The following is a 26,425-nucleotide window of genomic DNA, read 5'->3' on the forward strand; positions in this document are numbered from 1 at the left end:
GCAATATCTCGACCATTGTGCGAGAAAATGAGCAGCATTCAACGGGAAAAACCCGCCGGAAACGTCACCGGCGGGCTATTGCGAGTGCGATAGATGTTTGAAACGGTCCGTGCTTCGGGTCAGTCGTAGACGCGTCTGTCGTCAATGACGATCCCGTCATTGGGCAAACTGCCTGGGGCGACGACTTCGATCTTACCCTTCAATTTCAGGGTTTCCGCAACCGATTTGGCATAAATATCTGCGTTGCCGCTTTCTGCTTCGACTTGCACAGTCATCGCATCCATTTCGCCTTCGCGTGTGGCAATGACGCGGGCCTTGGCCACCTCTGAATGTTTGGCAACAAAGTCCGCAACTTGCTCTGGACGCACGAACATCCCTTTTATTTTGGCTGTCTGATCAGCACGACCCATCCAACCTTCGATGCGCATGTTTGTACGACCACAGGGGCTGGTCCCCGGCAAAACCGCCGACAAATCGCCGGTGGCAAATCTGATCAGAGGATAATCGGGATTCAGCGTTGTGACGACGACTTCGCCCACTTCACCTTCGCCGACCGGGTCACCGGTGCCGGGACGCACAATCTCGACGATCACACCTTCGTCAACGATCATGCCGTCCATCGCGCTGCTTTCATAAGCTATATTGCCCAGATCGGCAGTGGCATAACTTTGCAGGCACATGATGCCACGGTCGGCGTATTCCTGACGCAGGCTAGGGAACAGCGCGCCGCCGCCAACCGCGGCCTTGGAGATTCTAAGCGTGATGCCATCAGCATCAGCTCGATCCAGAATAATCTTAAGGTAATCGGGTGTGCCCGCATACGCCGTGGTACCAATGTCTGCGGCAGCGCGGACCTGAAGCTCTGTTTGCCCAACACCGGCTGGCACGACCGACGCGCCAACGGCCTGAGCACCGTTTTCGAAGATCATGCCCGCTGGCGTCAGATGGTAGCCGAAGCAATTCTGCACGATATCGTCTTTGCCAATTCCGCACGCATGCAGGAAACGCCCCATCCGCCACCAGTCATGGCTGATCCCGCCGGGTTCATAGATTGGGCCGGGCGACTGGAAGATATGGGCAGGCTTTTTAACTGCAAAACCCCCAAAGGGCGGGTTTTCTTTTTGCCATTTGCTAAGATCCGATTTCCGCAGAACCGGATAGGCTGCCAGATCTGAAAGCGACGAGATATCGGGGCCGTCCAACTTACAGGCGCTCTTTGCGGATCGAGCACGGGCGATTTGCGCATTCAGATCTTTGAGCAAAGCGCTTGTGCGTTCATCGTCAGAGCGGGTTTCCAGCGCGTCAAAATACATGGACATGAGCGACCTCTTGTCATCGCCGGGTAACCGCCGGCCCTAATTGATAAAACTCGGTGTGCAGCTTGGCGTTAGGCCAGCCAACGCTTGCGGCGGCGGTAAGACCGCACATCGCGGAAGCTTTTGCGCCCCTCGTCCGACATACCAAGATAGAATTCTTTCACGTCCGGGTTTTCACGAAGTTCGGCGGCAGGGCCATCCATCACAACGCGGCCGTTTTCCAGAATGTAACCATAGTGCGCATAACGCAGCGCAACGTTGGTGTTTTGTTCGGCCAACAGGAAGGTCACACCCTCCTGCTCGTTGACCTTCTTCACGATCTCAAAGATCTGCTCCACCAACTGGGGCGCCAGACCCATTGAAGGTTCATCCAGCAAAATCATTTCGGGACGAGACATCAGCGCGCGGCCCATCGCAACCATCTGTTGCTCGCCGCCTGAAGTATATCCAGCCTGACTTTTACGACGCTCTTTCAAGCGTGGGAAATAATCATAGACCATCTCAAGGTCCGCCGCGATCGCGGCCTTGCCATCGGTGCGCGTATAAGCACCGGTCAGCAGGTTTTCTTCGACGGTCAGGTGTTCAAAACAGTGACGGCCTTCCATCACCTGAATGACGCCACGTTTGACCAGCGCGGACGGGCTAAGCTCGGCCACGTTTTCATTTTTATGCAGGATCGAACCCTTGGTAACCTCACCGCGTTCAGATTGAAGCAGGTTCGAAATGGCTTTCAGCGTGGTCGTTTTGCCTGCGCCATTGCCACCCAAAATAGCAGTGATCCCGCCTTTGGGCACATTCAGGCTCACGCCCTTCAACACAAGGATCACGTGATTATAAATCACCTCGATATTGTTGACCTCCAGAAGGTTTTCACCTGCCTTCTTCGCGGCCTTGTCTGTGGTCTGTGCGGCGTCCAGCATATCGGTCGTCCTGTTCGAGTTCGTTTCCTGGGGATCGCCCGGGCCAATTGGCCCGGACGAAAAGTCTTGCACGCGGATTAGTTACAGCGTGGTTCGATGTTGTTTTCGGCGGCATAAGCTGCCGAGTCTTCGTCGATTAGGGGTTGGATAACTTCCATATCCGACGAACCGAAGTCCGAGATCAGCGACCATGTGCCAGCGGCTGCATCCCATTGTTGGATCGCGCCCGTACCTGGGCCGCCGTGGTTATCACAGCTGATGGCGAAGGACGGACCAAAGCCCGGCATGCCCAGTTCAGCCATCCGCTCTTCGGTGACTTCCAGGGCTTCCATACCGTCACGCATCATTGAAGACGTGATGTCCGGCGTGCCGTGGATTTCCTGTGCTTTCTTGGCGGACTCGGCCAGCAACATCGCAGCATAGACGCCACGGTTGTAAAGCGCCTTACCGATGTTGTCGGCGTTGCCTGCTGCTTTTCCAGCGTCCACAACGAATTTCTGGATGTCGCCAAAGACCGGGTAATCCGAACCAACACCGTGGAACGTCACAGCCTTGTAACCAGTGGCTGCGTCACCTGCGGGGGAAACGTCGTGGTCACCACCCGACCACCAGACGCCGATGAAGTTTTCCATCGGGAAGCGGATGTTGGCGGCTTCCTGAATGGCAACCTGGTTCATCACGCCCCAGCCCCACATCAGAACATTGTCAGGACGCTCGCGGCGGATCTGCAGCCATTGCGCTTTTTGCTCCTGACCGGGGTGGTCAACCGGGATGGTTACCAGCTCGAAGCCATGCTTTGCTGCCAGACCTTCCAGTGTGCGGATAGGCTCTTTGCCGTATGCAGAGTTGTGATAAATCAGCGCGATTTTCTTGCCGGAAAGATCCCCACCATTGACTTCAAGCAGGTGGTTCACAGCCAGCGAGGCCGCGTTCCAGTAGTTGGCGGGGAAGTTGAACACGTGGCTGAACACTTTGCCATTCGCAGCCGATGTACGGCCGTAACCCGGTGTGTAAAGCGGGATGTCGTCAGCTGTCACTTTCGGGATCAGCTGATAGGTAATGCCGGTCGACAGAGGGTTATAGGCCAGCGCGCCTTGGCCTTTGGTGGCCTCGTAGCACTCAACGCCTTTTTCAGTGTTATAGGCTGTTTCACATTCCGGGGCGGACGTCATCACGCCACCGATACCGCCGTCACGTTCGTTCAGCAGGGTGAAATAGTCCGCAAAACCATCCGCGTAAGGTATACCACCTGCGGCGTATGGGCCGGTCCGATAGCTGAGTGACGGGAACACAAGGTCCGCAAGAACCGGGGTCGCCACCATAAGGGCCGTAACACTGGCCGCTGCGAGTTTCGAAAATTTCATTTGCTTCCTCCCTAGATTAGCAAATTTATGTGCCCGTTATGGGTCACGTTGCTTTGCCCCCTGAACCAGCTCCTCGTTGATCCAGAGGGTTAGATAGTATGCGCGAGCCCTAGTGCGGGAAGGGCCACAAGCGCAGTTTTTCTTTCGTCAGGCGCCACAGTTGCGCCAAGCCGTGCGGTTCGACAATCAGGAAGATGACGATCAGGCCACCCACGATCATGAACTCTAGATGCGCGGCCAGATCGGTCGGCCATCCAAGGCCGCCCACCAGCACGTTCTTCAGGAACACAGGCATCAACACCATGAAGGCTGCGCCTGCAAAGCTGCCGAAGATCGACCCTAGGCCCCCAATGATGATCATGAAGAGGATCAGGAACGACTTGGCAATACCGAAGCTTTCGCCAGCTTCCGCAGCACCAAGGTAGACTGAGAAGAACAGAGCCCCTGCCACGCCAACAAAGAACGACGACACCGCAAAGGCTGACATTTTCGCCATCAGCGGGTTTACCCCAATAATCTCGGCGGCGATGTCCATATCTCGGATACCCATCCATTTACGACCCATCATGCCACGCGTCAGGTTGCGGGCAACCCATGCCAATGCCACGACGAACACGAGACAGATCATGTATTTCGCCCAAGCTTCGGTATTCGGGCCCGTCACGATGATGCCAAAAACCGAACGTTCTGGTGCGTTGATCTGCCCAGAAGCCGAATAGTTGTAAAACCACGGCACTTTATTGAACAGCCACACCAGAAAGAACTGCGCAGCCAGCGTCGCAACTGCCAGATAAAACCCTTTGATCCGCAGTGACGGAAGGCCGAACAGAACACCTACGACCGCGGTGACACCGCCGGCCAGAAGCACGTGAATAACAATGCTAACCTCAGGAAAGGCGACCATCAGCTTGTAGCAGGCATAGGCCCCTACAGCCATGAACCCCCCAGTACCCAGCGACACCTGCCCGGCGTACCCGGTCAGGATATTCAGGCCCAACGCCGCAATCGCATAGATCAGGAACGGTGCGAATACCGCGTTCACCCAGTAGTCATTGATGAAGAACGGGACCACACAAAAGGCCACGAACATAAGGATATAGTAACCCATCCGATCCAATCTGATCGGGAAGGTCTGGTTGTCGTCGCGGTAGGACGTTTTGAAGTCACCTGCTTCGCGGTAAAACATGGATCAGACCCTCTCGATGATTTTTTCACCAAACAGACCTTGAGGTCTGAAGATGAGGAAGATGAGTGCCAACACGTAGGCGAACCAGTTCTGGGTCGCGCCGCCAATCATGGGGCCGATGGCAAATTCGAACAGCTGCTCGCCCACACCGATGATCAGACCACCAATGATGGCGCCCGGGATCGAGGTGAAGCCACCCAGCATCAGAACTGGCAGAGCTTTCAGAGCAATCAGCGACAGGCTGAACTGAACACCAGACTTGGCGCCCCACATGATACCCGCGACCAAAGCCACGAAGCCCGCGATCGACCAGACCAGAACCCAGATGAAGCGCAGCGAAATGCCAACAGACAAAGCTGCCGAATGGTCATCCGCCACAGCTCGCAAAGCGCGGCCTTGTTTGGAGTACTGCGAGAAGATTGTCAGTGCCGCCACCAGAATTGCTGCAACAACTGCTGCGACAATGTCCAGATTGTCGATGAAGAAACCATAACCAAACCAGTTAAAAGTGACTTCATCAATGGTGGTGTTCATCCCCTGCGGCAAGCCCACATCAAGCTTCTTGATGTCTGACCCCCACATGATGTCGCCGAAGCCTTCCATGAAATAGGCAAGACCGATGGTCGCCATAAACAGGATGATATCGGGCTGTCCGATCAAGTGTTGAAGGATGTATTTCTCAACAATCCAGGCGAACAGGATCATCACCCCAGCAGCAAGTATGATCGCGATAATCGACGGTACATGCCACGGGAAGTGGTGAATGTCGGTCCCGAATAACGCATTGATCAGATGACTAAACGGAACCTGACCCTGTTGAATACCGACCAGTGTCAAGGCGGCAAACAGCGCCATAACACCTTGGGCATAATTAAAAATGCCAGACGCCTTGAAGATCAAGACAAAGCCCAGCGCGACAAGCGCATAAAGCACCCCGGCCATCAGGCCGTTCAGGGTGACTTCCATCGCAAAGAGAAGTTGTTCAGGCATAAGTCCCCCCTTAATCGTGTGCCACGCCAAGATAGGCGTCGATCACATCCTGGTTGTTGCGCACCTCGTCCGGTGTGCCATCCCCAATTTTTTTGCCGTAATCCATCACGACCACGCGGTCGGAGAGGTCCATGACCACCCCCATATCGTGCTCGATCAGGGCGATTGTGGTGCCAAATTCGTCGTTCATATCAAGGATGAAGCGGGACATGTCCTCTTTCTCCTCGACGTTCATGCCAGCCATGGGCTCATCGAGCAGAAGAAGCGACGGTTGCGCGGCCAGAGCACGCGCCAATTCAACCCGCTTTTTCAGACCGTATGGCAAGCGACCAACAGGCGTTTTGCGGATGTGCTGAATTTCAAGGAAGTCGATGACTTTCTCGCAGATCTCGCGGTTCGCAATCTCTTCCCGCTCGGCTTTGCCCTTCCAGATCGCCTGCTGAAGGATGTTTGCCTTCATGTGGTTCAGGCGACCGGTCATGATGTTGTCCAGCACCGTCATCCCATCAAACAGTGCGATGTTTTGAAAGGTTCGCGCCAGACCCTGACGCGCCACTTGATAGGGTCGCATCGGCGGGCGTTTTTCGCCTCGGAACCAAACTTCACCTTCCTGCGGCTTATAAAAGCCGGAAATGACGTTCAGCATCGAAGACTTGCCAGCCCCGTTTGGGCCAATGATTGCGCGGATCTCACCTTCGCGGATATCAAAACTGATGTCCTTGATCGCAACCACGCCGCCAAAGCGCAGGGTGATGCTTTTCAGGTCCATAACCACTGGACCGATGGTGCGGCCGTCTGCAGTCACGTAGCTGTCAGCGTTCATGTCGGTTGTGGTCGTCATTCTGCCGCCATCCCCTGCTTGTTGCCAACCACAGCCGCATCGCGGATTTCGAGGGTGGCGTTGATCGATCCTTTGCGACCATCCTCATAGGTGACCTCGGTTTCGATATATTGGTTGGGCTTTCCGCTATAGAGCGCGTCAATCAAAGGTGCGTATTTCTCTTCCACAATCTTGCGACGCACTTTCCGTGTCCGGGTCATTTCCCCGTCATCCGCGTCCAATTCCTTGTGCAGTATCAAGAAGCGGTGGATTTGACACCCTGACAGCATTTCATCTGCTGCAACGGATTTGTTCACGGTTTCAACATGCTCTTGAATGGTCGACAAAACATCCGGGTGCCCGGCCAGCTCTTGGTAGGAGGCATAGGCCACGTTGTTGCGTTCAGCCCAGTTACCAACAGCGGTCAAGTCGATGTTGATGAATGCCGTACACATGTCACGGTCATTGCCAAACACGACCGCCTCGAGAATGTCGGGATAGAACTTCAGCTTGTTCTCAACATATTTCGGTGCGAACAGGCGGCCATCTGCCATTTTCCCCACGTCTTTGGCGCGGTCGATAATCCGAAGGTGGCCGTTATCCTTGTCAAAGAAGCCTGCATCACCCGTTGCAACCCAGCCTTCCGCGTCTTTCGTGTCGGCGGTGCTTTCCGGGTTGTTGTAATACTCAACAAACGTGCCGGGACTGCGATAGAAAATCTCTCCGTTATCGGCCAGTTTGATCTCAACACCCGGCGCAGGCACACCAACGGTGTCGTTGCGCACTTCGCCATCCGGCTGCACCGTGATGAACACAGTGGCTTCCGTCTGGCCATACAGCTGCTTCAGGTTAATCCCCATCGAGCGATAGAACTCGAAAATTTCCGGGCCAATCGCTTCACCGGCGGTATAGCCAACACGGATACGACCAAAGCCCAGCGTGTCTTTCAGTGGACCATAAACCAACACATCACCGCAGCGATACTTGAAGTATTCCTGCGTTTTGCCGCGATACAGCTTCAGACCCAGAGGGTCTTTTGCCTTGAAATGCTTGCGCACGTCCTTGCCATGGCGAAGTTTCGCAAAACCCAACCGGATCGCGTTTTCAACGATAGTCTCGGCAGCAAAGCCAATCCCCATAGTATAACGGAAGCCATGGCGGATTTTCTGTTCCAGCGTCTTTTTCTGTGTTGTGATCTTGCGGCGCGGCATGCCGTATTTTTCACCCGCACCTTTCTTGGCAAAATCCATGAAGTGATGGAACAGAGCGTATTTCAGGTCGCCACTGTCTTCCATCCGGATCATAACATTGGTCAGCTGCGTTTCGAAAACGCGTGGCGGAGCAAAATAGTAGGTCGGCCCGATTTCGCGCAGGTCGGTCATCATCGTTTCCGCGCTTTCGGGGCAGTTCACGCAGAACCCGCACCACATTGCCTGACCAAGCGAGAAGATGAAGTCACCCACCCAAGCCATTGGCAGGTACGCCAGAATGTCTTCGTTCAGACCCAGATTGTCGAATTTTGAAGTGTTCTTCGCACTTTCAACAATGTTGCGGTTCGAAAGAACTACGCCTTTCGGGCGCCCGGTGGTGCCCGAGGTGTAAAGCATCACGCAGGTGCTGTCATATGTCAGCTCGGCCTCGCGGGCGGCCATTTCGCCTTCCAAGCGCGAATGGGCCACACGGCCTTCTTCCTGAATGTCATGATACCAGTGCAAGTGGCTGTGATCGTATTTCCGCAAACCCCGCTTGTCATAATAGATCACGTGTTCGATGTGCTTAACCTTTTCCTGCACCTCGATCACTTTATCGACTTGCTCTTGGTCACCACAGATCACGAAACGTGCGCCGCAATGGTCCAGCACATATTCCATCTCTTCGACCACAGCATCTTGATAAAGCGGAACTGGAACAGCACCAACTTTCTGCGCGGCAACCATCGCCCAGTAATGGGCCGGACGGTTGCGCCCAATAATGGCGACGTGGTCACCACGATCAATTCCAAGTGCCAAAAGGCCAAGGGCGAGGTTCTGAATTTCCTCAGCGGCCTCGGCCCAGGTCCAGCTTTGCCAGATTCCGAATTCTTTTTCACGATAGGCCGGGCGATCCCCGTACTCTTTCACGTTCCGCGCAAGAAGCGCTGGAACGGAGGCAAAGTCGCCTGCTGCGGCTAGTTCCTGTGACAAATTTTCCTCCCACCGTCGGTACGGGCGACGTTCCCGATCGCAGAGCGAATCTTGCCCTACAACCCTGACCAAAATAACTTCGCCGTCAAAGGTTTCGGCACTTTTTCCCAATCCTAACGAATTGTTACACGCGCGACCGCGCGCACTGTGCCACCTTCAACCCCCCTTTTCATGTGCCCGCTCAGGTGCTAGCGAAGATGCATTGGGGGCACACTGTTGGCACAGAATTCGACTGAAACCGCTGCACTAACTCAAGCCGGTCTAAACCTTATCCAGCAGGCTCTTTCGATCTATGATCGCCGGCTGCGGCTGGTCGTTGGCAACCGGCAATTTCAGGACATGTTCGATCTACCAGATCACCTTGCCACCCCGGGTGCGGAATTCTCGGACACCATCCGTTTTCTGGCCGAACGGGGCGATTATGGTGCGGTAGGAGACATAGAATCCTTCGTAAAGTCCCGTGTCGACCAAGCGTTGGCGTTCGAGCCGCATTACATGGAGCGCTCGCGCGCGAACGGTCGGGTGATCTCGGTTGAGGGTCATCCGCTGTCGCAAGGCGGTTGGGTGACGGTGTATACCGACATTACGCCGATCAAGCGCCAAGAGGCGCTGCTGCGAGCACGATCTGAGGAGCTGTCAGATCAGGTGCTGAACTATACAGAAGAGCTGACCCAGACAAACCGGGCTTTGGCCTCGACGAATGCCGCTTTGGAAGAAACAAAGCGCGAGCTGACCGAGATGGAAAGCCGCACCCGCCTGACCGCAGAAATGATGCCGGCCCACATCGCGCGCATTGATCGTGATCGGCACTATACATTCTCGAACCGCCGGCTTGGCTCTGTTATCACGGGCCGCCCCAGCGACCTGATCGGCTTGCATGCAATCGAGGCGCTTGGCGACGAGGCCTACGCACATATCTCGCCCTATTTCGCCCGTGCCTTTAATGGCGAGCCGAGCGTGTTCGAATTCTCACACGAAGGATCGGGCCGCCGCATTCGGGTCGCCCTGACGCCCGATCAGGAGGACGATGAAATCTCTGGCGTCTATATCCTGTCGATGGACGTCACCGAAGAAGCGCAAGCCCGCGCAGCCTTGGCCCAGACCCGCAAACGCGAGCTTGCCGCGCAACTTACGTCGGGCGTGGCGCATGATTTCTCGAACCTGCTGACCATTATTCTTGGCCTTCAAAGCCGCTTGGCGCAGATGCAGCTTGGCGATGAGGCCCAGAAGATGGTCACCGCCACGACTGCTGCCGTACGGCGTGGGGGAACGTTGTTGGATCGGATCGCATCAATCTCGGGTCGGCGCGAGTTGCATTTCGAACCGACCCTTGTGCCAGACATGTTGAAAGGTCTTGAAACCCTCGCCCGGTCGACATTGCCGAACGGCATCGACCTGAAAATCGACGTCTCCGATTTGGATGACCCGATCGTTCTGGACGCGGGCGCGGTACAGGACGGCATTCTGAACCTCATTCTGAACGCCACCCATGCAATCGGGTCGCAGTCTGGCACCATCCACCTGTCGGCCCGCCCCATCCGTGAAACATGGGTCGAGTTCCGTGTCACCGATACTGGACCCGGTTTTTCTCAGAAGGCACTGGAACACGCGCTGGATCCGTTTTTCACGACCAAGGGTGGCGAAGGGTCTGGGCTGGGGTTGTCGATGGTCTATGACCAGACCAAGGTGGCGGGTGGACAGCTGAAACTGTTCAACTCAACAGAAACCGGCGGCGCGGTCGTCTCGGTCCGCCTGCCGCTGCGCAAGCCGCTTCAGCCGATATCCCCGCGCCTTGTTCTTTTGATCGAGGATAATCAGGACATCCGCACCTCTGTCCGTGAGATGCTGACCAATATGGGCCATCAGGTGATCGAGGCAACATCCGCCGAAGAAGCGTTAGGACTGGTTGATCTGGACGGGCTTGGCCTGATCCTCAGCGACGTGATGCTTGAGGGCGCACAGACGGGCCCGGAATTCCTGAAAGGGTTGCGCGCGGCGGGCATTGATGTCCCTATGTTGGTCATGACTTCCCTACCCGCCGATGATCCGCGCCGCGCCGAGGCTGGTTTCCCGGTTTTGCCCAAACCCTTCACCAAGGGCGAACTTGCAACATTCTTGTCCGAGGAGGTCCGCGTATGACCCAACGAATGGTCGCCATTCTCGACGACGAACCCGAGATTCGCCGTATGTTGTCAGACGCACTGGAGGATGCAGGGTTTCGCACTGCCAGTTTTGCCCGCGCCACCGAGTTTGAAGCCGCATTGAACACGATGTCCCCGGACGTTTGCCTTGTTGACCTTGGATTGCCCGACCGTGACGGCCTGACACTGGTGCACCGGCTGGCACTGGAAAGCGGGGCGTCGATCATTATCATTTCTGGCCGCACACAAGTGCAGGACCGGGTCACCGGGCTGGAACTTGGGGCCGATGACTACATCATTAAGCCGTTTGAACCCGCCGAAGTCGTGGCCCGCGTCCGCGCCCGCCTGCGTAGTCCAAAAACCGGCCTCAGAACCTCGCAAACCGCACGCTTCAACGGATGGACCGCGCATTTTGATCGTTACATGCTGGAAGATGGCAGCGGCGAGGAAACAGCGTTCTCGCATGCTGAAGGCGAGGTTTTGCGCCTGTTTCTGGACGCCCCCAAACGCCTGATTTCCCGCGCCCAGATGCAGGAAACCCTCGGCGGCGTTGCCGGCGAAAGTTTCGACCGCGCGATGGATGTCCGCATCTCACGTCTGCGCACGAAACTTAAAGAAGACCCCAAAAACCCGCGCCTGATCAAAACGATCTATGGCGCTGGGTATATCTTTCTGGGCGATGTGAAGTGGGGATGATCAGTCGGCATTGGCCGCTGTATCGCCGATGTCATCAAGTCGTCGCTTCAATGCCATCCGATCAAGCGAGCTGATCGGCAGGTCAACGAAGACCGAAATACGGTTTCTCAACATCCTGTAGGTCTCGGAAAAGGCAACTCTGCGAACGGCTTCAGAACCTTCAACCTTGGCCGGATCGGGTACGCCCCAATGGGCGGTCATCGGCTGTCCTGGCCAAAATGGGCATTCTTCGGCAGCAGCCGAGTCGCAAACCGTGAAAACGAAGTCCATTTGCGGTGCGTCGGGGCCAGAAAACTCTTCCCAGCTTTTGGACCGTGCGAAATCTGTCGAATGCCCCAGACCTTTGAGCAGGTCAAGCGTATTTGGGTGCGGCGCGCCCTGTGGTTTTGATCCTGCCGAATAGGCCTTGAACCGGCCCTTGCCATCCTGATTCAGGATCGCCTCTGCGATGATTGAGCGGGCCGAGTTGCCCGTGCAGAGGAAGAGAACGTTATAGGGGGTTTCTGACATTTCAAGCTCCTAACAAGCGCAAGCAATTTCATCGATGACCGGCTGGCAAAGATCAGGATTACCGCCACAGCAGTCTTCCATCAAAAATCCGAGAAGACCGCGCATGCCATTCATGTCTGCGTAATAACGAATGTTGCGACCTTCTCGTTCGCGCCTGATCAGCCCAGATCGGGCTAGGATCAAAAGGTTCGCAGACATGGTATTTTGGCGAACACCTAAAGTGTCGCCAATTTCCCCGGCTGGTATGCCTGCCTCTCCGGCTTTGATAAGCAACCGGAACACATCCAGGCGGGTTGGCTGGCTAAGTGCGGCAAAGGCATCGATTGCATGATTCGTATCCATAAATCATGAATAGTCGATATATCATCGCCGTCAATAGTTTGCCGCGTGAAAGTTGGCCTGCGCCTAAACTGACCGTTCTACAGCATCGGCTATTCTTTCAGGGCGATGTTAAGTCGGGTTGCGATCGCGCGCCTTTTACCCAGCTTTTTTCTGATACATTGATTTCTTGCGCTGTCGGGTTTCCAACGTCGCTTCGTCACTGCCATCGTGGAAAGTTCCAAACCAACGGTCCCATGGCATTTCCTGATTGCCATAATTGCATTCGTAGTAGCGGTGATGAAGCTGGTGATAGAACGTTCCAAGCGCCAGTCGCCTTTTATCCCTGATCAACAAGTCTTCGTAGCCTGTATGGGTCATCGCAGCGCCCGGCCCAAGATAGATCACATGAAAATACAAATGTATTGGATGCGTCGGCACGATCCAATGGATCATAAGCGATGTCAGATAAAGAAAGTGTTCTACCGGGTGCATCGAGAAGCCCGACCACGGTCCGACATTGACATTCCGGTGATGTAGCGAATGCACGTGCTTGTATAAAAAAGGCACGTGAAGCAGGCGATGGACCCAATAGAAGTGGAACGCGGACCAGATCGGCAGCAAAAGCAGCCCCAGAAAAAACCAAATCGGATGTTCGGCAACCGAGATGGTTGGAATATACCCATTGGCCATCAACCACATAGTGAACACTTGAAACGCTGTCAGCTGCGCAACTCCGCTAGTTAGCGACCAGAACATATTGTCATGCACCTGATCTGCGAAGCTCCAAAGCCTGTTGCCTTTTGCCATGTCTCGACGATCAAACTTCAGTTTTCGCCCCTGCCCACGTCGCAGATAGAAATACCAGTGCAAGCCACCCGCAACCGCGATCATAACGGCCATATTGACCAGCCAAACCTGGGCAATCCAACCGACCGCGAAATGCGTCGCCTGATCAAGCGAAGGATAGGCAAATACCCAAAGCAATACCGCTAAGCCGACCATCATCACGCGCTCACTGAGCATCAGCCAATTGCGAAGAAACCAACGGGATAGAAACATTGGGTCAATGGGCAACTTAAAAACTGATGGGTCAGAAAGTGGCAAGTCAGGGTGGTAGTTCCACTCCCTGCTCATCGGCTCGTCATCAACCTGGTCTTGCATTCGCTTTGTTCCCTTGCGACTACACTTCAAGCAGGTCCCAGCTGTCTTTGATCTGGTCGGCTACCCTTGCCTAGGCCAGCTCGCGCTCCACCTTCTCAACCTTAACCGCCGCGAACTTCATCTCGGCAATCTTGCCGTAGGGGTCCAATGCCGGATTGGTCAGCGTATTGGCTGCGGCTTCGACATAGGCAAATGGCAGGAACACCATGTTTTCGGCGACACCGTAATCGGCGCGCGCCATCACCTCGATCGTGCCGCGACGGGTGGTCAGACGCACCATTTCGCCCGCCTCGACGCCCATTTCGCGCAAGGTTTTCGGGTTGAGAGAGCAATTTGCTTCCGGCTCAATTGCATCCAGAACAGTGGCGCGACGGGTCATGGATCCGGTGTGCCAATGCTCCAACTGACGTCCGGTGGTCAACACCATCGGATAGTCCTCATCTGGCAGTTCAGCGGGTGGCAAAATTGCGGCCGGGGTGAACCGGGCACGCTTGCTTGCGCGCGGAAAACCATCCCCGAACACAACAGCCTGCCCAGGATCCTCGGGTGACAAAGACGGATAGGTCACAGCATTCTGCGCCTCCAACCGATCCCATGTGATGTTATTGAGCGACGGCATCAGGCGACCCATTTCGCCAAACACTTCGCTGGGATGCTTGTATGCCCAGTTCAGCCCCAATCGTTTCGACAGCTCGACGGTAATCCACCAGTCTTCCTGCGCCTCACCCGGAGGAGCGACGGCAGGTCGACCCATCTGTACTTGCCGGTTGGTGTTGGACACCGTGCCAGTCTTTTCGGCAAAGGCCGCGGCGGGCAGGACCACGTCGGCATAGCTGGCGGTTTCGGTCAGGAAGATGTCCTGGCTGACCAAGAATTCCATCCGTTCCAGCGCTTCGCGCACATGGGTTACATCCGGGTCAGACATGGCCGGGTTTTCACCAAGTATATACATGCCCTTGATGCGGCGATCATGCACGGCGTCCATAATCTCGACCACCGTCAATCCGGGCTTTTCGGACAAGTTGTCTGTGCCCCAGACGGCATTGAACTCAGCGCGGACGGCTGGGTCTTTCACTGATTTATAATCCGGCAGGAACATCGGGATCAGACCCGCGTCAGACGCGCCCTGAACGTTGTTCTGGCCGCGCAGCGGGTGCAGACCCGTACCCGGGCGACCCACATTGCCAGTCATCAAAGCCAGCGAAATCAGACAGCGCGAATTGTCGGTGCCGTGCACGTGTTGGCTGACCCCCATGCCCCAGAAAATCATTCCTGATTTGCCAGATGCGAAGGTACGCGCCGCAGCGCGCAGCTCTTCCGCGGGAATGCCACAGATTTCAGCCATCTCTTCTGGTTTGAAAGCCTTCAGATGTTCGCGCATTGCTTCCCAATTTTCGGTATGCTTGGCGATATAGGCGTCGTCGGTCAGGCCTTCTTCCGCAATTACATGCATGATCGCGTTCAGCATCGAGACATCGCCACCGGGCTTGAACTGTAGCATATGGGTGGCGAACCGGCTGAGCGATGTGCCGCGCGGATCCATTACGATCAGCTTGCCGCCGCGCTTGGTGAACTGTTTGAAATAGGTCGCCGCAACCGGGTGGTTCTCGATCGGGTTCGAGCCGATGACGATGGCAACATCTGCATTCTCGATTTGGTTGAACGTGGCAGTCACCGCGCCCGATCCGACATTTTCCAAAAGCGCTGAGACGGACGATGCGTGGCACAGCCGCGTGCAGTGATCGACGTTGTTGTGAGCAAAGCCCTGACGAATAAACTTCTGGAACAGATAGGCTTCTTCATTGGTGCACTTGGCCGAACCGAAACCCGCAACAGCCTCGCCGCCATGCTCATCTCGCAAACGTCGCAGGCCGTTCGCGGCCGCATCCAGCGCTTCGTCCCACGTTGCCTCACGGAAGTGGGTCAGCGGATCGGCAGGATCGACGTTCAGCCCCTTGGGCGCGCCCTCCTTACGGATCAGTGGTTTGGTCAGGCGGTGATCGTGGTTGATATAGTCAAACCCGAAGCGGCCTTTCACACACAAGCGGCCTTCGTTTGCCGGGCCGTTGATACCTTCGACATAAACAACTTTGTGGTCTTTGACGCGCAGGCTGACCTGACAGCCCACGCCGCAGAACGGACAGACGCTTTCGATCTCTTTGTCGAAATCGGCGGTGTCTGCCACCTTGGCGGGCATCAATGCGCCCGTTGGGCAGGCCTGCACACATTCGCCGCAGGCCACGCAGGTCGACGCGCCCATCGGGTCCGAAATATCAAACACCGGATAGGCATCATGCCCGCGCCCTGCCATGCCGATCACGTCATTGACCTGCACTTCACGGCAAGCCCGAACGCAAAGGTTACACTGTATGCAGGCGTCCAGATTGACGCTCATCGCCACATGGCTGTCATCCAGCAGCGGAATGCGCCCTGCTTCGAGCTTCGGAAACCGGCTGGTTTCGACACCGGTCAGGCTGGCCATATCCAGAAGGTGAGATGACGCATCATGTGCCTTGGCGGGTTGGTCTGCCATCAACAGCTCGACCACCATCTTGCGCGCCGTTTTCGCACGTGCGTTGTCGGTCGTGACCACCATGCCTTGGGTCGGTTGCCGCACGCAAGATGCCGCAAGCACCCGTTCGCCTTCGATCTCAACCACGCACGCACGGCAGTTACCATCAGCGCGCAGGTCCGGAACGTCCTTGTGACACAAATGCGGAATCAGCGTGCCTGTGCGCTTCGCCACATCCCAGATGCTTTCGCCTTTGCGGGCCACAACTTCTTGCCCGTCCAGGGTAAACTTGATGCCGTCGCTCATTGAAACCTCCGCCTAATCAAAGACAGTATAAACCACGTGATACGGTCCGTCAGTCTTTCAATCCCGACACCCCGCACCGTTTTTGCGCCAGCACCCCTTTTCGAACTGGGTCCAACGCACTAGCAATAGGCGGAAAGGAATCCTCATGACCACAATCACGCTGATCCGCCACGGCCAGGCCAACAACACGGCGACGGACGAAGCAGGCTATGATCGCCTGTCCGATCTGGGTCGGCAGCAGTCACGCTGGCTGGGTGAATATATGCGGGAAACCGGGCAACGCTATAGCAAGGTTTATACCGGAACATTGACGCGTCACCAGCAAACCGCCGAGGAATGGGGGGCTGCGAAGTTCACAGCTGATGCCCGGCTGGACGAGGTCCGCTATTTCGATCTGTCCGAGCGGATGCACACTCAGTTTGGCATCCCGCATCCGCGCACCCACGAAGATTTTGTAGACCATCTGCCGTTGACCTTCTCGGCCTGGCAGGAAGGTAAAATTGACGACGTCCCCGAAACGTTCCATGATTTTCAAAGCCGCGTAAGCGACGTGATTTACGACATCGCGGAACAGGGTGAGGACGCAATCATCTTTACCTCGGGCGGATTCATCGGCATGGCCACCCGTGTCGTTATGGGTCTGGACATCGCGCCTTTCACCCGTGCGATCTTGCCGATTATGAACAGTTCAGTGCACCGGATGCGACTAACGCAGGCAGGGCTTAGTCTGATACAGTTCAACGCGGTGCCACATCTGGAACCCATCGACCGCCACCACGCGCAAACCCATTTCTAAGGAACTTTGACCATGACACATCTTTGGGTTCGGGCCGAACAACGCCCCAACGAAGACCGCGTGGGCCTGACACCCGACGGTGCCAAGACGCTGATTGCGGCGGGTCTTCGGGTCACGGTCGAGGACAGTCGCGTCCGCGCAATTGGCATCGATGGATATCGCGCCGCTGGCTGTGAGATTGCGCCAGAAAACAACTGGCCCAATGCACCGAAGGACGCCATCATTTTCGGCCTGAAAGAGCTGCCTGAAGATGGCACGCCCCTGCCCCATCGCCACATCATGTTTGGCCATGCTTTCAAAGGACAGCATTCTGGCCGCGCATTACTGGAACGGTTCAAGGCCGGGGGCGGCACGCTCTATGATTTGGAATATCTGGTGGGCGAGGACGGACGACGCATGGCAGCTTTTGGCTATTGGGCCGGGTTCGCGGGCGCCGCGGTGACGTTGAAGGCCTGGGCAGCACAGCAGCATGGTGAACTTTGTGGACCTGTCGGCGCTTATAAGAACAAAGACGCCCTTCTGGACGAACTGCGAGCCGAACTGGATGCCACTGGCGCGCCACGGCCAAACGCCATCGTCATTGGTGCGCTTGGCCGGGTTGGCACAGGTGCCTCAAACCTGATGGAGGCATTAGGCGTCGCGGTTACCAAATGGGACATGGCCGAAACCGCCAGCGGCGGGCCATTCCCCGAAATTCTTGACCACAATCTGTTCATCAACTGCATTCTTGCCGGGCCGCAAACGCCTGTATTTGTGCCACGCGAGGCGTTAGCTGCAGATCGCAAGCTGACCGCTATCGGCGACGTGGCCTGCGACCCGGACAGCGACTACAATCCGGTGCCAGTTTACGACAAAGCCACCAGTTGGGCCGCCCCGGCACTGCGCGTGGCGCATATCCCGGTGCTCGATGTGATGGCAATCGACAATCTGCCGTCTATGCTACCCTTGGAAAGTTCTATCGACTATGCTGGGCAACTGCTTCCCTCGCTTCTGACTCTAACTGATCCGGAGACCGGCGTCTGGGCACGGGCCGAGGCGACGTTCAGAACCCACATGAAGGATATCTGAGATGGAAACCCTGATCGGCAGCGCGGCGGGCGTGATCAGCACCATTTGCTGGCTGCCACAGACAGTCCGGGCTTGGCGAACGCGCCATACCGCTGACCTGTCCCTGCCGACGAACCTAATGGTCTTTGCCTCGATTGCGTTGTGGTTGGTTTATGGCCTTATGCTTGATGCATGGCCAATGGTCATCGCAAACGCAATTGCTTTGGTGATGGTTGGCTCGATCATCACGGCAAAACTGAAATTTGGCTGAAAGGAACACGTGATATGACAATCCATTGGTGTGGCACCGGCCTCTCAGCTATCCCTGGCCTGCGGCGGCTGATCGAAAATGACCGCAATGTTGTGGTCTGGAACAGAACAGTCGACAAAGCGCGTGACGCCGTCGGGGATCTGACCAACGACATCCGCACTTTCAATCTGGATGCCGTCACGACAGCGCTCGCCCCTGGCGACATCGCGGTTTCGATGTTGCCCGGCGATCTGCACGTGCCCCTTGCACAACGCTGCCTTCAGAAAGGCGCGCATTTTGTTTCCTCAAGCTATATCACACCAGAAATGCGCGCGCTTGATGAAGACTTCCGCGATGCGGGGCTGGCCTGCGTGAACGAGATCGGGCTGGACCCGGGCATCGACCACCTGATGGCCCACTGGCTGGTGGCTGACTATCGCGCGTCGGACGCTTATGACGTGGGCAACAAGCTCAGCTTCATATCCTATTGCGGTGGCGTACCAAAAGCGCCGAACCCGTTTCGGTACAAATTCAGCTGGTCGCCTTTGGGAGTTCTAAAAGCGCTCCGCTCGCCCTCGCGGTCGATCAAGGATGGCAAAGCCTTTGACGTGGACCGCCCCTGGGACGCGATCAGCAGCTACGACGCTCCATTGCCTGATGCTGAAAGCTTCGAGGTCTACCCGAACCGCGACTCGATCCCATTCATAGAAGAATACAACTTTGACCCCGCTTGGAATATCGACCTGTTCGTGCGCGGCACCCTACGCCTGAACGGATGGGCCGAGGCGTGGAAAGATGTTTTTTCCGAGGTTGAAACGCTGCAAGGCGAAGAAGGCGATGCACGTTTGAAAGAGATGTCCGACCAGTTTTGGGACGAAAACTCATACGACCAAGGCGAGCCAGACCGCGTGATCATGTGCGTGGCGCTGAAGGCGGAAAAGGACGGGGCCGAGGTCTATCACAAGACTTATGTGATGGATGCCTGGGGCGACGCGCGCGGCACTGCCATGGCGCGGCTTGTCTCGACCCCGGTTTCGTTGGCAATCGACATGATCCTTGAAGGCAGCGCACCAGCCGGTGTGTCTGCAGCCACCGCCGATCCTGAAATGATTGAGGCTTGGATGGGGCATGTGAAGGAACTGGCTCAGCATGTCGAGGTGGTGGATCACTGATAAGGCTGCGTAAACCCGCGCATTGTTGCCTGCTTAAGCTCTGTTCCCATCTGAATAACCGATCAGGACCTTAAGCTCTTCAAGCTGATAGCTGAGACGTTGTTATCAGACTGAATGGGCAAAAAAGGGTCACAGAGTGAGGTAGCGCAGGATTGTTTCGACATCGGTGGATACACCTGCCGCAACCACTTTTCGTTACCTGACAGCCCTGCCCAGCATTCTGCTTTTGAGTTTGCGAGATGCAAATTCTAAGATGGGAGCATGAAACGCATATTCAAACTTCTGGTATTGGTGGTGCTTGCGGCAACATTGTACGTCGGCATCGCACGGATGTTGTTTCCCTTGCCGGACATCTCTGATCGGGCTGCACAGTTTGCGATCCCAACCAGTTCTGCAACAACCATCGGGTCCATCGTCAGCGAGGAAAGCGCCGCCTATCCCGGACTGACCGGGGTGCTTCCGTTGAGGGGCGGTCCGGAAGCCCTCTATGAACGGTTGTTGCTCATCGGCGCATCCGAGCAATCAATCGACGCGCAATATTACATCTGGCACGATGACATCTCAGGTATCTTGTTGCTCGACGCCCTGCTCAAAGCTGCCCAAAGAGGGGTGAAGGTGCGGTTGCTGCTGGATGACAATGGTGTGCCCGGCCTCGACGACATCATGGCCACCTTGAACACACACGAAAATATCGAGATTCGACTGTTCAATCCATCAACCGTACGCACGCCAAAATATGCCGGCTATACCTTTGATTTCCTGAGAATGAACCGACGTATGCATAACAAGTCCTTCATTGTCGACGGCGCTGTTGCGATTGTTGGCGGACGCAACATCGGCGACGAATACTTCAGGGTAGGCGAGGACAGTTTCTATGTTGACCTAGATGTGTCGGTCGCGGGTGCTGTCGTGGCCGAAACAGTGGACATGTTTGATCAGTATTGGAACAGTCAATCCGTGTTCGCTGTCGAGTCAATCGTTCGCAAAGCAGGTGACGTTGACGCGTTTAATGCCCGGGTCGCTGAGGTCTCTGCCAGTTCTGACGCAGTAGAGATTTTGGCGGCCGTTCTCGATCGTGCCGCCGGATACTCAACCCGAAAAAAGCTGTACGAATGGACCGATGTTCAATTGATTGCCGATGATCCGATCAAAGGCCAAGGCATCGCAACACGCGAGCAATTGATGATCACAAGGCTTGGCAACATCTTGGGCGCTATCGAGGCACGCTTGGATCTTGTTTCTGCATACTTCGTACCCGGGGAACGTGGCACAGACTGGATTTCCAGTATTGCGTTGTCGGGCAAGGATGTCCGAATTGTAACCAACGCCATGAATACCACAGACGTTCTTTTGGTGCACGCTGGATACACGAAATATCGCCGTGAATTGCTAGAGGCCGGTGTGGGCCTTTACGAGCTCAAACTGCGCGGTGGGGCTGAGAGCCCGGATGTGCTGAAGCAACCTTTCGGACTGTCAGGTGCCAGCCTGCATGCAAAAACATTTGCAGTTGACGGAGCACGCGTATTCATCGGGTCCTTCAACTTCGATCCGCGCTCAGCACTTTTAAATTGCGAGATGGGATACCTGATCGAAAGCCCGCGACTGGCCCGCCATGTAAGCGATGGCGTTGATGGGCAGTTGTTGCTGGCAAGTTATCAGCCGGGCTTAACCCCCGAGGATAAGATGATCTGGCGGGAACCGCTGAATGACGGCTCAACGGTCATTTATCAAGAAGAACCCGGGGCAACTTGGCTCGAACAGATCGCAATTACAATTATTGGCTTGCTACCGATCGAATGGATGTTGTGATGGCGCGTTCAGAAAAACGATGCGCGAAAGACCTGAAGTATTGGGTTATTCAGTTGGCGGCTGTCATTTTCTGTTCCTTCTCTGCGACTCCGTCTGCCTCGATTGCGCAACCTACAGATATGGAAGAGGTCGTTCCCTTTTTGACACTTAGAAATGACACCGGCTCTGATGTTCCCGAAGAATCCTTTGGCGATGAGCGCAGCAACCCGAAGGCTGGATGGTGCAAAGTCCGGGAATTGGACCTCGATCTGCTATCACCGCTCGCTGAAGCTTCACCTGCCTATATCCGGGAAGAACTCCTCAAGGTTGATTGGGTTCAAAAAGCAAGACGCGATGCGGTGTTTGATGCATTGGAAATTTCGGCGGGGGGCGGCATGCCTCTGCTTTACGTTCATGGCTATAATATCAGTTTCGAGAAAGGCTGTCGGCGCGCTTCCACTTTGCAAAAGAATGCTGGCCTTACGGGGCGCTTGCTTTGGTTCAGCTGGCCGTCAGATGGTGCACTAACCAATTACACGCATGACGAAGCTGACCTTTATTGGAGCATCCCGGATTTGGCAGATGCGATCGAGGAGATGGAAGGAAGATTTGGCGGCAACCGTACAAGTATTGCCGGGCACAGCCTTGGTGCACGCGGAGTCGTTCTGGCTCTTTATGAAGTTGCGAGCAGAAATCCTGACATCCGGATTGATGAGGTGGTCTTGCTCGCGCCCGATATGGATTTCCAAATATTCGAACGGATACTGCCCCGTATCCGACCGATTGTAGGCAACATAACGATATACATCACATCAGGGGACCGACCGCTTGCGCTTTCCGCTCAACTACATGGCTATCCACGGCTGGGTGAGACAGGGAACGATGTGTCCAACCTTTCTGCCGTGGAAATAATCGATCTCAGCGACCTTCCGGCCGAAAGTCCGACCGGTCACCTTTACCATATATACAGTGAAGAAGTTGGCGCAGACCTGAGCCAGCTTCTGAACGAAGGAAAGCCTGCGAATAAGCGACGCAATCTGGTTCGGACCGGCAAAAACCTGTGGATACTTCACCAAGACGACGGCGTTGCGGATGAGTAACGCCGATCGAATCAGCGAATACTGTTTGGACCAAGCCAAGTGCGACCTGCGGACAACTCACAGCACCCCATGCGATGGGCTGCGGCCCAAGTGCTGGCCACCGTGATACATTCGACCCCCTTCTGGAGGCGGTCGAATGTGACATAGCTTATCGCGCCATCAGGTGATCCGCCACGGCCTGATATGCTGGCAGCGACGTCGGATCGATAAACCCGTTCTGCGCTTGCGGGAAAGACGACAAGCGCACCAGCACCATCTTCGCTGTCGGATCAACATAGATTGTTTGACCGTGCACGCCGCGGGCAGCAAACGCGCCGTTGTCGTTATGGAATGACCACCACTGGCTTGTGTAGCTACCACCTGGCATTGTGGGGAAGCCAGCGAACTTAGACGGATCTCCGCCTGCACTGATCTTTTCGACCACAGAGGCTGGGAACAGCCGATCGCCGTTTACGACACCGGCATTCAACACGAGCAACCCAAGCCGCCCTAGATCACGGAGCCCGGCAGTTATCCCGCCGCCCGCGAAAGGCACGCCCTTTCCGTCAACAGTCTGGTATGCGTCCTGCTCGGCACCCATAGGTCGCCAGAGCCGCTCTGAGGCGAGCTCGGTCACGGACTTACCGGTCACACGGCTGATCATCCATCCCAGCATATCCGAATTGATTGTCTTGTAGTGAAACTGAGCGCCATGCTCGCCGTCGGGCTTCACTTGTTGGAGATACTCCCAGTATCCGTTCGGGCCCTCATACCCTTCTGCTTTGGGCAGCGGACTGGCGGCGGCGGAATAGACCCAGATATCGGCGTTCGGATCCGAGTAGTCTTCCGAATACTGAACACCCGTAGTCATATCCATGACTTCGCGGACTGTGGCCGTTGCAAAGGCACTGTCGCCGATATCAGGTATGATATCGCGAACCAGAAGCGTATCATCAAGGACACCTTCCTCGACCAGTATTTGGGCCAAAAGACCGGTAACCGATTTTGTCATCGACATAATGGCGTGCTTGCCGGCTTCCTCAAGGCATCCAAAATAACGTTCATAGACCACGCGACCTTCATGAATGATCAACATCCCGTCAGTGTAGTTCGCGTAAAGAGACGCTTCCCAAGACATCGCTTCGTCGCTGTTTATTGGCTTGAAGGTCAATGCATCGATTTCCTGACGCATGTCGGCAAATTCTGACGGCGGCAGATAATCCAGCGGCACCGGCGCATCTAGCCCTCGGCTGATCTCCTCTGTGGGTAAAAACTCCCGCAAATGACAGACGGACCAGCGCAGTCTGGGAAAGCTGAAATACACAGAATCCGGCTGCGTGATGATCTTGTCCTCAGCAGGTGGGAAGCCCTGCATCCAGCCCATAACGCGGGGGTCGGATTCCTGGGCTGAAAGCGGCGCAGATTGGGCAAGAGCGCCGGAGGTAGAGCTGAGTGTGATGGCAAGGCCCATGGCGCCTGCAAAAAGGCTAGAAGTTAACAACGACATTAATGAATCCTCCGGTCCAATTTGGAACATCCCCTACAACGGTGTCTCGGATCCCCTTTCCAGGGAATGAGATGCTGACACCAGCTGTCAGGAACGTGTTTCGGTTGATGATACGATTGTATTCCAGAAAAAGATCATCCGACAAATGTGCATTGGTGACGCCTGAAATCACGTTCGCTGTCCCACCCGTCGTGTCAACCCGTGTGGCTTGCCCAAACTGGATGGGACTCAGAAGCTCGTTCGCTCGAATATGTGCATAGCGCAGGGTCAGAGTATCTTTCTTTGTGGGCTGCATTCTCAAGGCAAGTCCGTGCGACTGCACGTTCGAATTGATGAAGACCATCGATGATTTCGATCCTGTCGCCCACGCGCTAGGTGAGCCTTCATAGAAAAGGGGGTCGAACCGTTCGAGCGTCGTCGTGTTCGGATCATCCCCGGAAAAGGTCTGGTAGGAATAAGTCAGCGTTGGCGACCACGACAGTCCTGCGAATGTGTAGCCGACTTGCACCCGCCCGGCCCACGCCTCAAGGTCGATGGCTTCGTTCCATTCATAGGCGAAATCGCCTGCAAAGACCCAGTTTTCAAGCGCGCCGGAAAGCGGGCTGGTCTTGGCATACAGGCTGAGTGCGTTTGTTCCATCACGCGCACCCGGCAAAACTGTTGGCGCACCCGCCCCTCCCGCAGCCGCGCGGATATATGGCGACTCCGAGTTCAGGACTTTGACATAAGTCGCGCCAAGAAAACCGCTCTCTGGCGCATCATAGCGGACATCCAACCCCGCAAGCTCGTTTTTGCCGTCACTGGCAGGGCGTTCATTGGGATCGATATAGAATGCCGTCCCAGTCCAACCACCACCCGAGACACGCCCGATCGCTGCCATTTCCCACGCTTTGCGGGGCCCGAATTTCAGCGCGCCGCGCTCAAAGCCGCTGGACCCACCATTCGCGATCAACATACCAGTGCCAAGTTTCAGCTCGCGCGGGCCAAGCGAAACGTCAAAAGAGAGGCCGTTCGAGATCGTGGTCCGAAATCCAAGGTAGGCCTCTTCCAACGTGGCACGGCCTGTGTTTTCGAAGTCGTAAGCGTCCGTGCTCAAAGTGTAAGAAGCGACTGCCGAGGCCTTGCCGTAGAGCACCGAACCGCTGTCGAGCGTTTTCTCAAAGCTCAAACCGGGCTTAACTTAGACCTCAAGCCAATCAGCATCTGGATCAAAACCTGATCCGGGCGCGACGGTGTCGGAAAAATTCCAGAACAGATTTTGTTCGCTGACCGCGTTCAACCCGAACTGAAGATGCCCACGCACCGTGATCCCATTCGCATCATACAAAAGCATAGGGTCGCGATCTTGCGCATGAGAAGCCGTCGAGACCAACGAAATGAAAGTCCCACACGTCGCAGCAAGCAATGCACGATTGCAAACGGCGTGGCAGTAAAAGAACGGCTTCGTTGATAACATCGGTAGTCCCCCCAAAGCTGAACAAAGGCCATCGAATGTTCTTTGGTCGTAATTTTAGAAAACTGCTCGTGATGTTTGGAACGCTAACAAGGATCCAAGCTCATTTCAACCACTGCGTGCAGTGCGATTATGTCCCTATTTGAAAGGCGCGTTCACCGCACCAATGCGGTCGGGTCGCGAGGGGAACGACATAAGAACCGTCCCGGATTGGGGTCGTGGTGAATCAATTCACCTGACACAAACACAAATTTCTACCACCATCGCGGCAATCTCTTGTTAAGGTTCAAGAAAGGGAGGCCGCCATGCTGGACAAATCAAAACCGACTTGGACAAGTTTCGAGAACGCCACCAAGGAAGATTTCCTTGCCGTCATGGAATATGACGAGGCTTATGCAAACGCCGTCGCCGACCGTCTTCTTGATGCCCTGAAAGAGCTGGACGAGGAAGACACGCCCTACCCGATCAACCGCTACCAACACTCATTGCAATCGGCCACGCGCGCCCATGAAGCAGGCGAGCCGGAAGACCTTGTCATCGCCGCCCTTCTGCACGATCTGGGCGACACACTTTCGCCCTTCAACCACGGCGAATTGGCCGCCGCCATCGTAAAACCCTATGTGTCCGAACGCACCCACTGGATCTTGCAACACCACTGCGTTTTCCAAGGCTACTACTACAACCACCACCTTGGCGGAGACCGCTTTGCGCGCGAAAAATACAAAGACAGCCCGCACTATGACGCCTGCGTGAAATTCTGCCACGAGTACGACCAGAACTCGTTTGACCCAAACTATCCGACGAAGCCCTTGGAGTTCTTCGAGCCGATACTCCGCCGTGTGTTTGGCCGTTCAGAGGGGCATATGGAACTGAATGAGGTGCGGGAAGGGTGAGCGTGTTTAGCTCG

General features: G+C 55.7%; 23 protein-coding genes. 9 read left to right on the plus strand and 14 right to left on the minus strand.

The genetic code is table 11. The features are described 5' to 3' along the window. Positions 1–119 precede the first annotated feature (119 nt). The 7 genes from K3556_RS14260 to K3556_RS14290 form a co-directional block, all read right to left on the minus strand. Positions 120–1,319 carry a phenylacetate--CoA ligase family protein gene (locus K3556_RS14260; protein WP_260517425.1) on the minus strand — a complete coding sequence of 400 codons (1,200 nt, stop codon included), beginning with the start codon at positions 1,317–1,319 and terminating at the stop codon, positions 120–122. A 68-nt stretch (positions 1,320–1,387) separates the two neighbouring features. Beyond that, positions 1,388–2,236: an ABC transporter ATP-binding protein gene (locus K3556_RS14265; RefSeq protein WP_260517426.1), complete on the minus strand. Its 849-nt coding sequence runs from the start codon at positions 2,234–2,236 to the stop codon at positions 1,388–1,390. A 77-nt stretch (positions 2,237–2,313) separates the two neighbouring features. Further along, positions 2,314–3,600, minus strand: a complete 1,287-nt coding sequence (locus K3556_RS14270) for an ABC transporter substrate-binding protein (RefSeq protein ID WP_260517427.1) — start codon at positions 3,598–3,600, stop codon at positions 2,314–2,316. Between the two features lie 109 nt (positions 3,601–3,709). Next, positions 3,710–4,786, minus strand: a complete 1,077-nt coding sequence (locus K3556_RS14275) for a branched-chain amino acid ABC transporter permease (RefSeq protein WP_260517428.1) — start codon at positions 4,784–4,786, stop codon at positions 3,710–3,712. 3 nt (positions 4,787–4,789) lie between these two features. Beyond that, complete coding sequence (locus tag K3556_RS14280; protein ID WP_260517429.1) at positions 4,790–5,776, minus strand: branched-chain amino acid ABC transporter permease; 987 nt, start codon at positions 5,774–5,776, stop codon at positions 4,790–4,792. A 10-nt stretch (positions 5,777–5,786) separates the two neighbouring features. Continuing rightward, the gene (locus K3556_RS14285) at positions 5,787–6,617 is read right to left on the minus strand and encodes an ABC transporter ATP-binding protein (RefSeq protein ID WP_260517430.1); all 831 of its coding nucleotides are present in this window, start codon (positions 6,615–6,617) and stop codon (positions 5,787–5,789) included. Then, the gene (locus K3556_RS14290; protein WP_260517431.1) at positions 6,614–8,779 is read right to left on the minus strand and encodes an AMP-binding protein; all 2,166 of its coding nucleotides are present in this window, start codon (positions 8,777–8,779) and stop codon (positions 6,614–6,616) included. The genes K3556_RS14285 and K3556_RS14290 overlap by 4 nt, the downstream gene beginning before the upstream one ends. A 216-nt stretch (positions 8,780–8,995) precedes the next feature. Here K3556_RS14290 and K3556_RS14295 point away from each other — a divergent pair, with 216 nt between their 5' ends. Then, positions 8,996–10,918: a PAS-domain containing protein gene (locus K3556_RS14295; protein ID WP_260517432.1), complete on the plus strand. Its 1,923-nt coding sequence runs from the start codon at positions 8,996–8,998 to the stop codon at positions 10,916–10,918. After that, a complete protein-coding gene (locus K3556_RS14300; RefSeq protein ID WP_260517433.1) occupies positions 10,915–11,616 on the plus strand; it encodes a response regulator transcription factor in 702 nt (233 codons plus the stop codon). The genes K3556_RS14295 and K3556_RS14300 overlap by 4 nt, the downstream gene beginning before the upstream one ends. On the opposite strand, the gene K3556_RS14305 is transcribed toward K3556_RS14300, so the two are convergent. From K3556_RS14305 to fdhF, 4 genes are all read right to left on the minus strand, one after another. After that, positions 11,617–12,126 (minus strand): arsenate reductase ArsC, encoded by a 510-nt coding sequence (locus K3556_RS14305; protein WP_260517434.1) that lies wholly within the window; start codon positions 12,124–12,126, stop codon positions 11,617–11,619. It abuts the gene before it with no gap. Between the two features lie 9 nt (positions 12,127–12,135). Then, a complete protein-coding gene (locus tag K3556_RS14310; protein ID WP_260517435.1) occupies positions 12,136–12,468 on the minus strand; it encodes an ArsR/SmtB family transcription factor in 333 nt (110 codons plus the stop codon). A gap of 135 nt (positions 12,469–12,603) precedes the next feature. Then, a complete protein-coding gene (locus K3556_RS14315) occupies positions 12,604–13,608 on the minus strand; it encodes a sterol desaturase family protein (RefSeq protein WP_260517436.1) in 1,005 nt (334 codons plus the stop codon). Positions 13,609–13,678: 70 nt separating this feature from the next. Beyond that, positions 13,679–16,426, minus strand: coding sequence for a formate dehydrogenase subunit alpha (gene fdhF / locus K3556_RS14320; RefSeq protein WP_260517437.1), 2,748 nt, complete (start codon positions 16,424–16,426; stop codon positions 13,679–13,681). Positions 16,427–16,571: 145 nt separating this feature from the next. Here fdhF and K3556_RS14325 point away from each other — a divergent pair, with 145 nt between their 5' ends. The 6 genes from K3556_RS14325 (at position 16,572) to K3556_RS14350 (ending at position 22,579) form a co-directional block, all read left to right on the plus strand. After that, on the plus strand, positions 16,572–17,222 hold the full coding sequence (locus K3556_RS14325; RefSeq protein ID WP_260517438.1) for a histidine phosphatase family protein: 651 nt from the start codon (positions 16,572–16,574) through the stop codon (positions 17,220–17,222). A 12-nt stretch (positions 17,223–17,234) separates the two neighbouring features. Then, on the plus strand, positions 17,235–18,290 hold the full coding sequence (locus K3556_RS14330; RefSeq protein ID WP_260517439.1) for a saccharopine dehydrogenase: 1,056 nt from the start codon (positions 17,235–17,237) through the stop codon (positions 18,288–18,290). Position 18,291: 1 nt separating this feature from the next. Then, positions 18,292–18,540, plus strand: a complete 249-nt coding sequence (locus K3556_RS14335; protein WP_260517440.1) for a SemiSWEET family sugar transporter — start codon at positions 18,292–18,294, stop codon at positions 18,538–18,540. A 14-nt stretch (positions 18,541–18,554) separates the two neighbouring features. Next, positions 18,555–19,691, plus strand: coding sequence for a saccharopine dehydrogenase family protein (locus K3556_RS14340; RefSeq protein WP_260517441.1), 1,137 nt, complete (start codon positions 18,555–18,557; stop codon positions 19,689–19,691). Positions 19,692–19,952: 261 nt separating this feature from the next. Continuing rightward, positions 19,953–21,500, plus strand: coding sequence for a phospholipase D family protein (locus K3556_RS14345; RefSeq protein ID WP_260517442.1), 1,548 nt, complete (start codon positions 19,953–19,955; stop codon positions 21,498–21,500). Then, on the plus strand, positions 21,500–22,579 hold the full coding sequence (locus K3556_RS14350; protein ID WP_260517443.1) for an alpha/beta hydrolase: 1,080 nt from the start codon (positions 21,500–21,502) through the stop codon (positions 22,577–22,579). The genes K3556_RS14345 and K3556_RS14350 overlap by 1 nt, the downstream gene beginning before the upstream one ends. Positions 22,580–22,727: 148 nt before the next feature. On the opposite strand, the gene K3556_RS14355 is transcribed toward K3556_RS14350, so the two are convergent. From K3556_RS14355 to K3556_RS14365, 3 genes are read right to left on the minus strand one after another with little or no spacing between them, the layout of a single operon-like run. Then, positions 22,728–24,029, minus strand: coding sequence for a serine hydrolase (locus K3556_RS14355; RefSeq protein WP_260517444.1), 1,302 nt, complete (start codon positions 24,027–24,029; stop codon positions 22,728–22,730). 16 nt (positions 24,030–24,045) lie between these two features. Continuing rightward, entirely contained in the window at positions 24,046–25,233 is a 1,188-nt protein-coding gene (locus K3556_RS14360) for an alginate export family protein (protein WP_260517445.1), read from the minus strand. A gap of 12 nt (positions 25,234–25,245) precedes the next feature. After that, complete coding sequence (locus K3556_RS14365) at positions 25,246–25,398, minus strand: hypothetical protein (RefSeq protein ID WP_260517446.1); 153 nt, start codon at positions 25,396–25,398, stop codon at positions 25,246–25,248. A 425-nt stretch (positions 25,399–25,823) separates the two neighbouring features. Between K3556_RS14365 and K3556_RS14370 the strand changes: the two genes are divergently transcribed. Continuing rightward, the gene (locus K3556_RS14370) at positions 25,824–26,411 is read left to right on the plus strand and encodes an HD domain-containing protein (protein ID WP_260517447.1); all 588 of its coding nucleotides are present in this window, start codon (positions 25,824–25,826) and stop codon (positions 26,409–26,411) included. Positions 26,412–26,425: the final 14 nt, after the last annotated feature.

Source organism: Aliiroseovarius sp. M344, assembly GCF_025140835.1.
Classification (GTDB): Bacteria; Pseudomonadota; Alphaproteobacteria; order Rhodobacterales; family Rhodobacteraceae; genus Aliiroseovarius.

What these genes read in the sequence shown, in the direction of transcription:
- K3556_RS14345 (WP_260517442.1), top strand. Translation starts at nt 19,953, where the DNA reads ATGAAACGCATATTCAAACTTCTGGTATTGGTGGTGCTTGCGGCAACA.
- K3556_RS14355 (WP_260517444.1), bottom strand. Translation starts at nt 24,029, where the DNA reads ATGGGCCTTGCCATCACACTCAGCTCTACCTCCGGCGCTCTTGCCCAA.
- K3556_RS14300 (WP_260517433.1), top strand. Translation starts at nt 10,915, where the DNA reads ATGACCCAACGAATGGTCGCCATTCTCGACGACGAACCCGAGATTCGC.
- K3556_RS14340 (WP_260517441.1), top strand. Translation starts at nt 18,555, where the DNA reads ATGACAATCCATTGGTGTGGCACCGGCCTCTCAGCTATCCCTGGCCTG.
- fdhF (WP_260517437.1), bottom strand. Translation starts at nt 16,426, where the DNA reads ATGAGCGACGGCATCAAGTTTACCCTGGACGGGCAAGAAGTTGTGGCC.
- K3556_RS14370 (WP_260517447.1), top strand. Translation starts at nt 25,824, where the DNA reads ATGCTGGACAAATCAAAACCGACTTGGACAAGTTTCGAGAACGCCACC.
- K3556_RS14325 (WP_260517438.1), top strand. Translation starts at nt 16,572, where the DNA reads ATGACCACAATCACGCTGATCCGCCACGGCCAGGCCAACAACACGGCG.
- K3556_RS14260 (WP_260517425.1), bottom strand. Translation starts at nt 1,319, where the DNA reads ATGTCCATGTATTTTGACGCGCTGGAAACCCGCTCTGACGATGAACGC.
- K3556_RS14350 (WP_260517443.1), top strand. Translation starts at nt 21,500, where the DNA reads ATGGCGCGTTCAGAAAAACGATGCGCGAAAGACCTGAAGTATTGGGTT.
- K3556_RS14315 (WP_260517436.1), bottom strand. Translation starts at nt 13,608, where the DNA reads ATGCAAGACCAGGTTGATGACGAGCCGATGAGCAGGGAGTGGAACTAC.
- K3556_RS14280 (WP_260517429.1), bottom strand. Translation starts at nt 5,776, where the DNA reads ATGCCTGAACAACTTCTCTTTGCGATGGAAGTCACCCTGAACGGCCTG.
- K3556_RS14330 (WP_260517439.1), top strand. Translation starts at nt 17,235, where the DNA reads ATGACACATCTTTGGGTTCGGGCCGAACAACGCCCCAACGAAGACCGC.
- K3556_RS14305 (WP_260517434.1), bottom strand. Translation starts at nt 12,126, where the DNA reads ATGTCAGAAACCCCCTATAACGTTCTCTTCCTCTGCACGGGCAACTCG.
- K3556_RS14335 (WP_260517440.1), top strand. Translation starts at nt 18,292, where the DNA reads ATGGAAACCCTGATCGGCAGCGCGGCGGGCGTGATCAGCACCATTTGC.
- K3556_RS14275 (WP_260517428.1), bottom strand. Translation starts at nt 4,786, where the DNA reads ATGTTTTACCGCGAAGCAGGTGACTTCAAAACGTCCTACCGCGACGAC.
- K3556_RS14270 (WP_260517427.1), bottom strand. Translation starts at nt 3,600, where the DNA reads ATGAAATTTTCGAAACTCGCAGCGGCCAGTGTTACGGCCCTTATGGTG.
- K3556_RS14310 (WP_260517435.1), bottom strand. Translation starts at nt 12,468, where the DNA reads ATGGATACGAATCATGCAATCGATGCCTTTGCCGCACTTAGCCAGCCA.
- K3556_RS14265 (WP_260517426.1), bottom strand. Translation starts at nt 2,236, where the DNA reads ATGCTGGACGCCGCACAGACCACAGACAAGGCCGCGAAGAAGGCAGGT.
- K3556_RS14285 (WP_260517430.1), bottom strand. Translation starts at nt 6,617, where the DNA reads ATGACGACCACAACCGACATGAACGCTGACAGCTACGTGACTGCAGAC.
- K3556_RS14365 (WP_260517446.1), bottom strand. Translation starts at nt 25,398, where the DNA reads ATGCTTTTGTATGATGCGAATGGGATCACGGTGCGTGGGCATCTTCAG.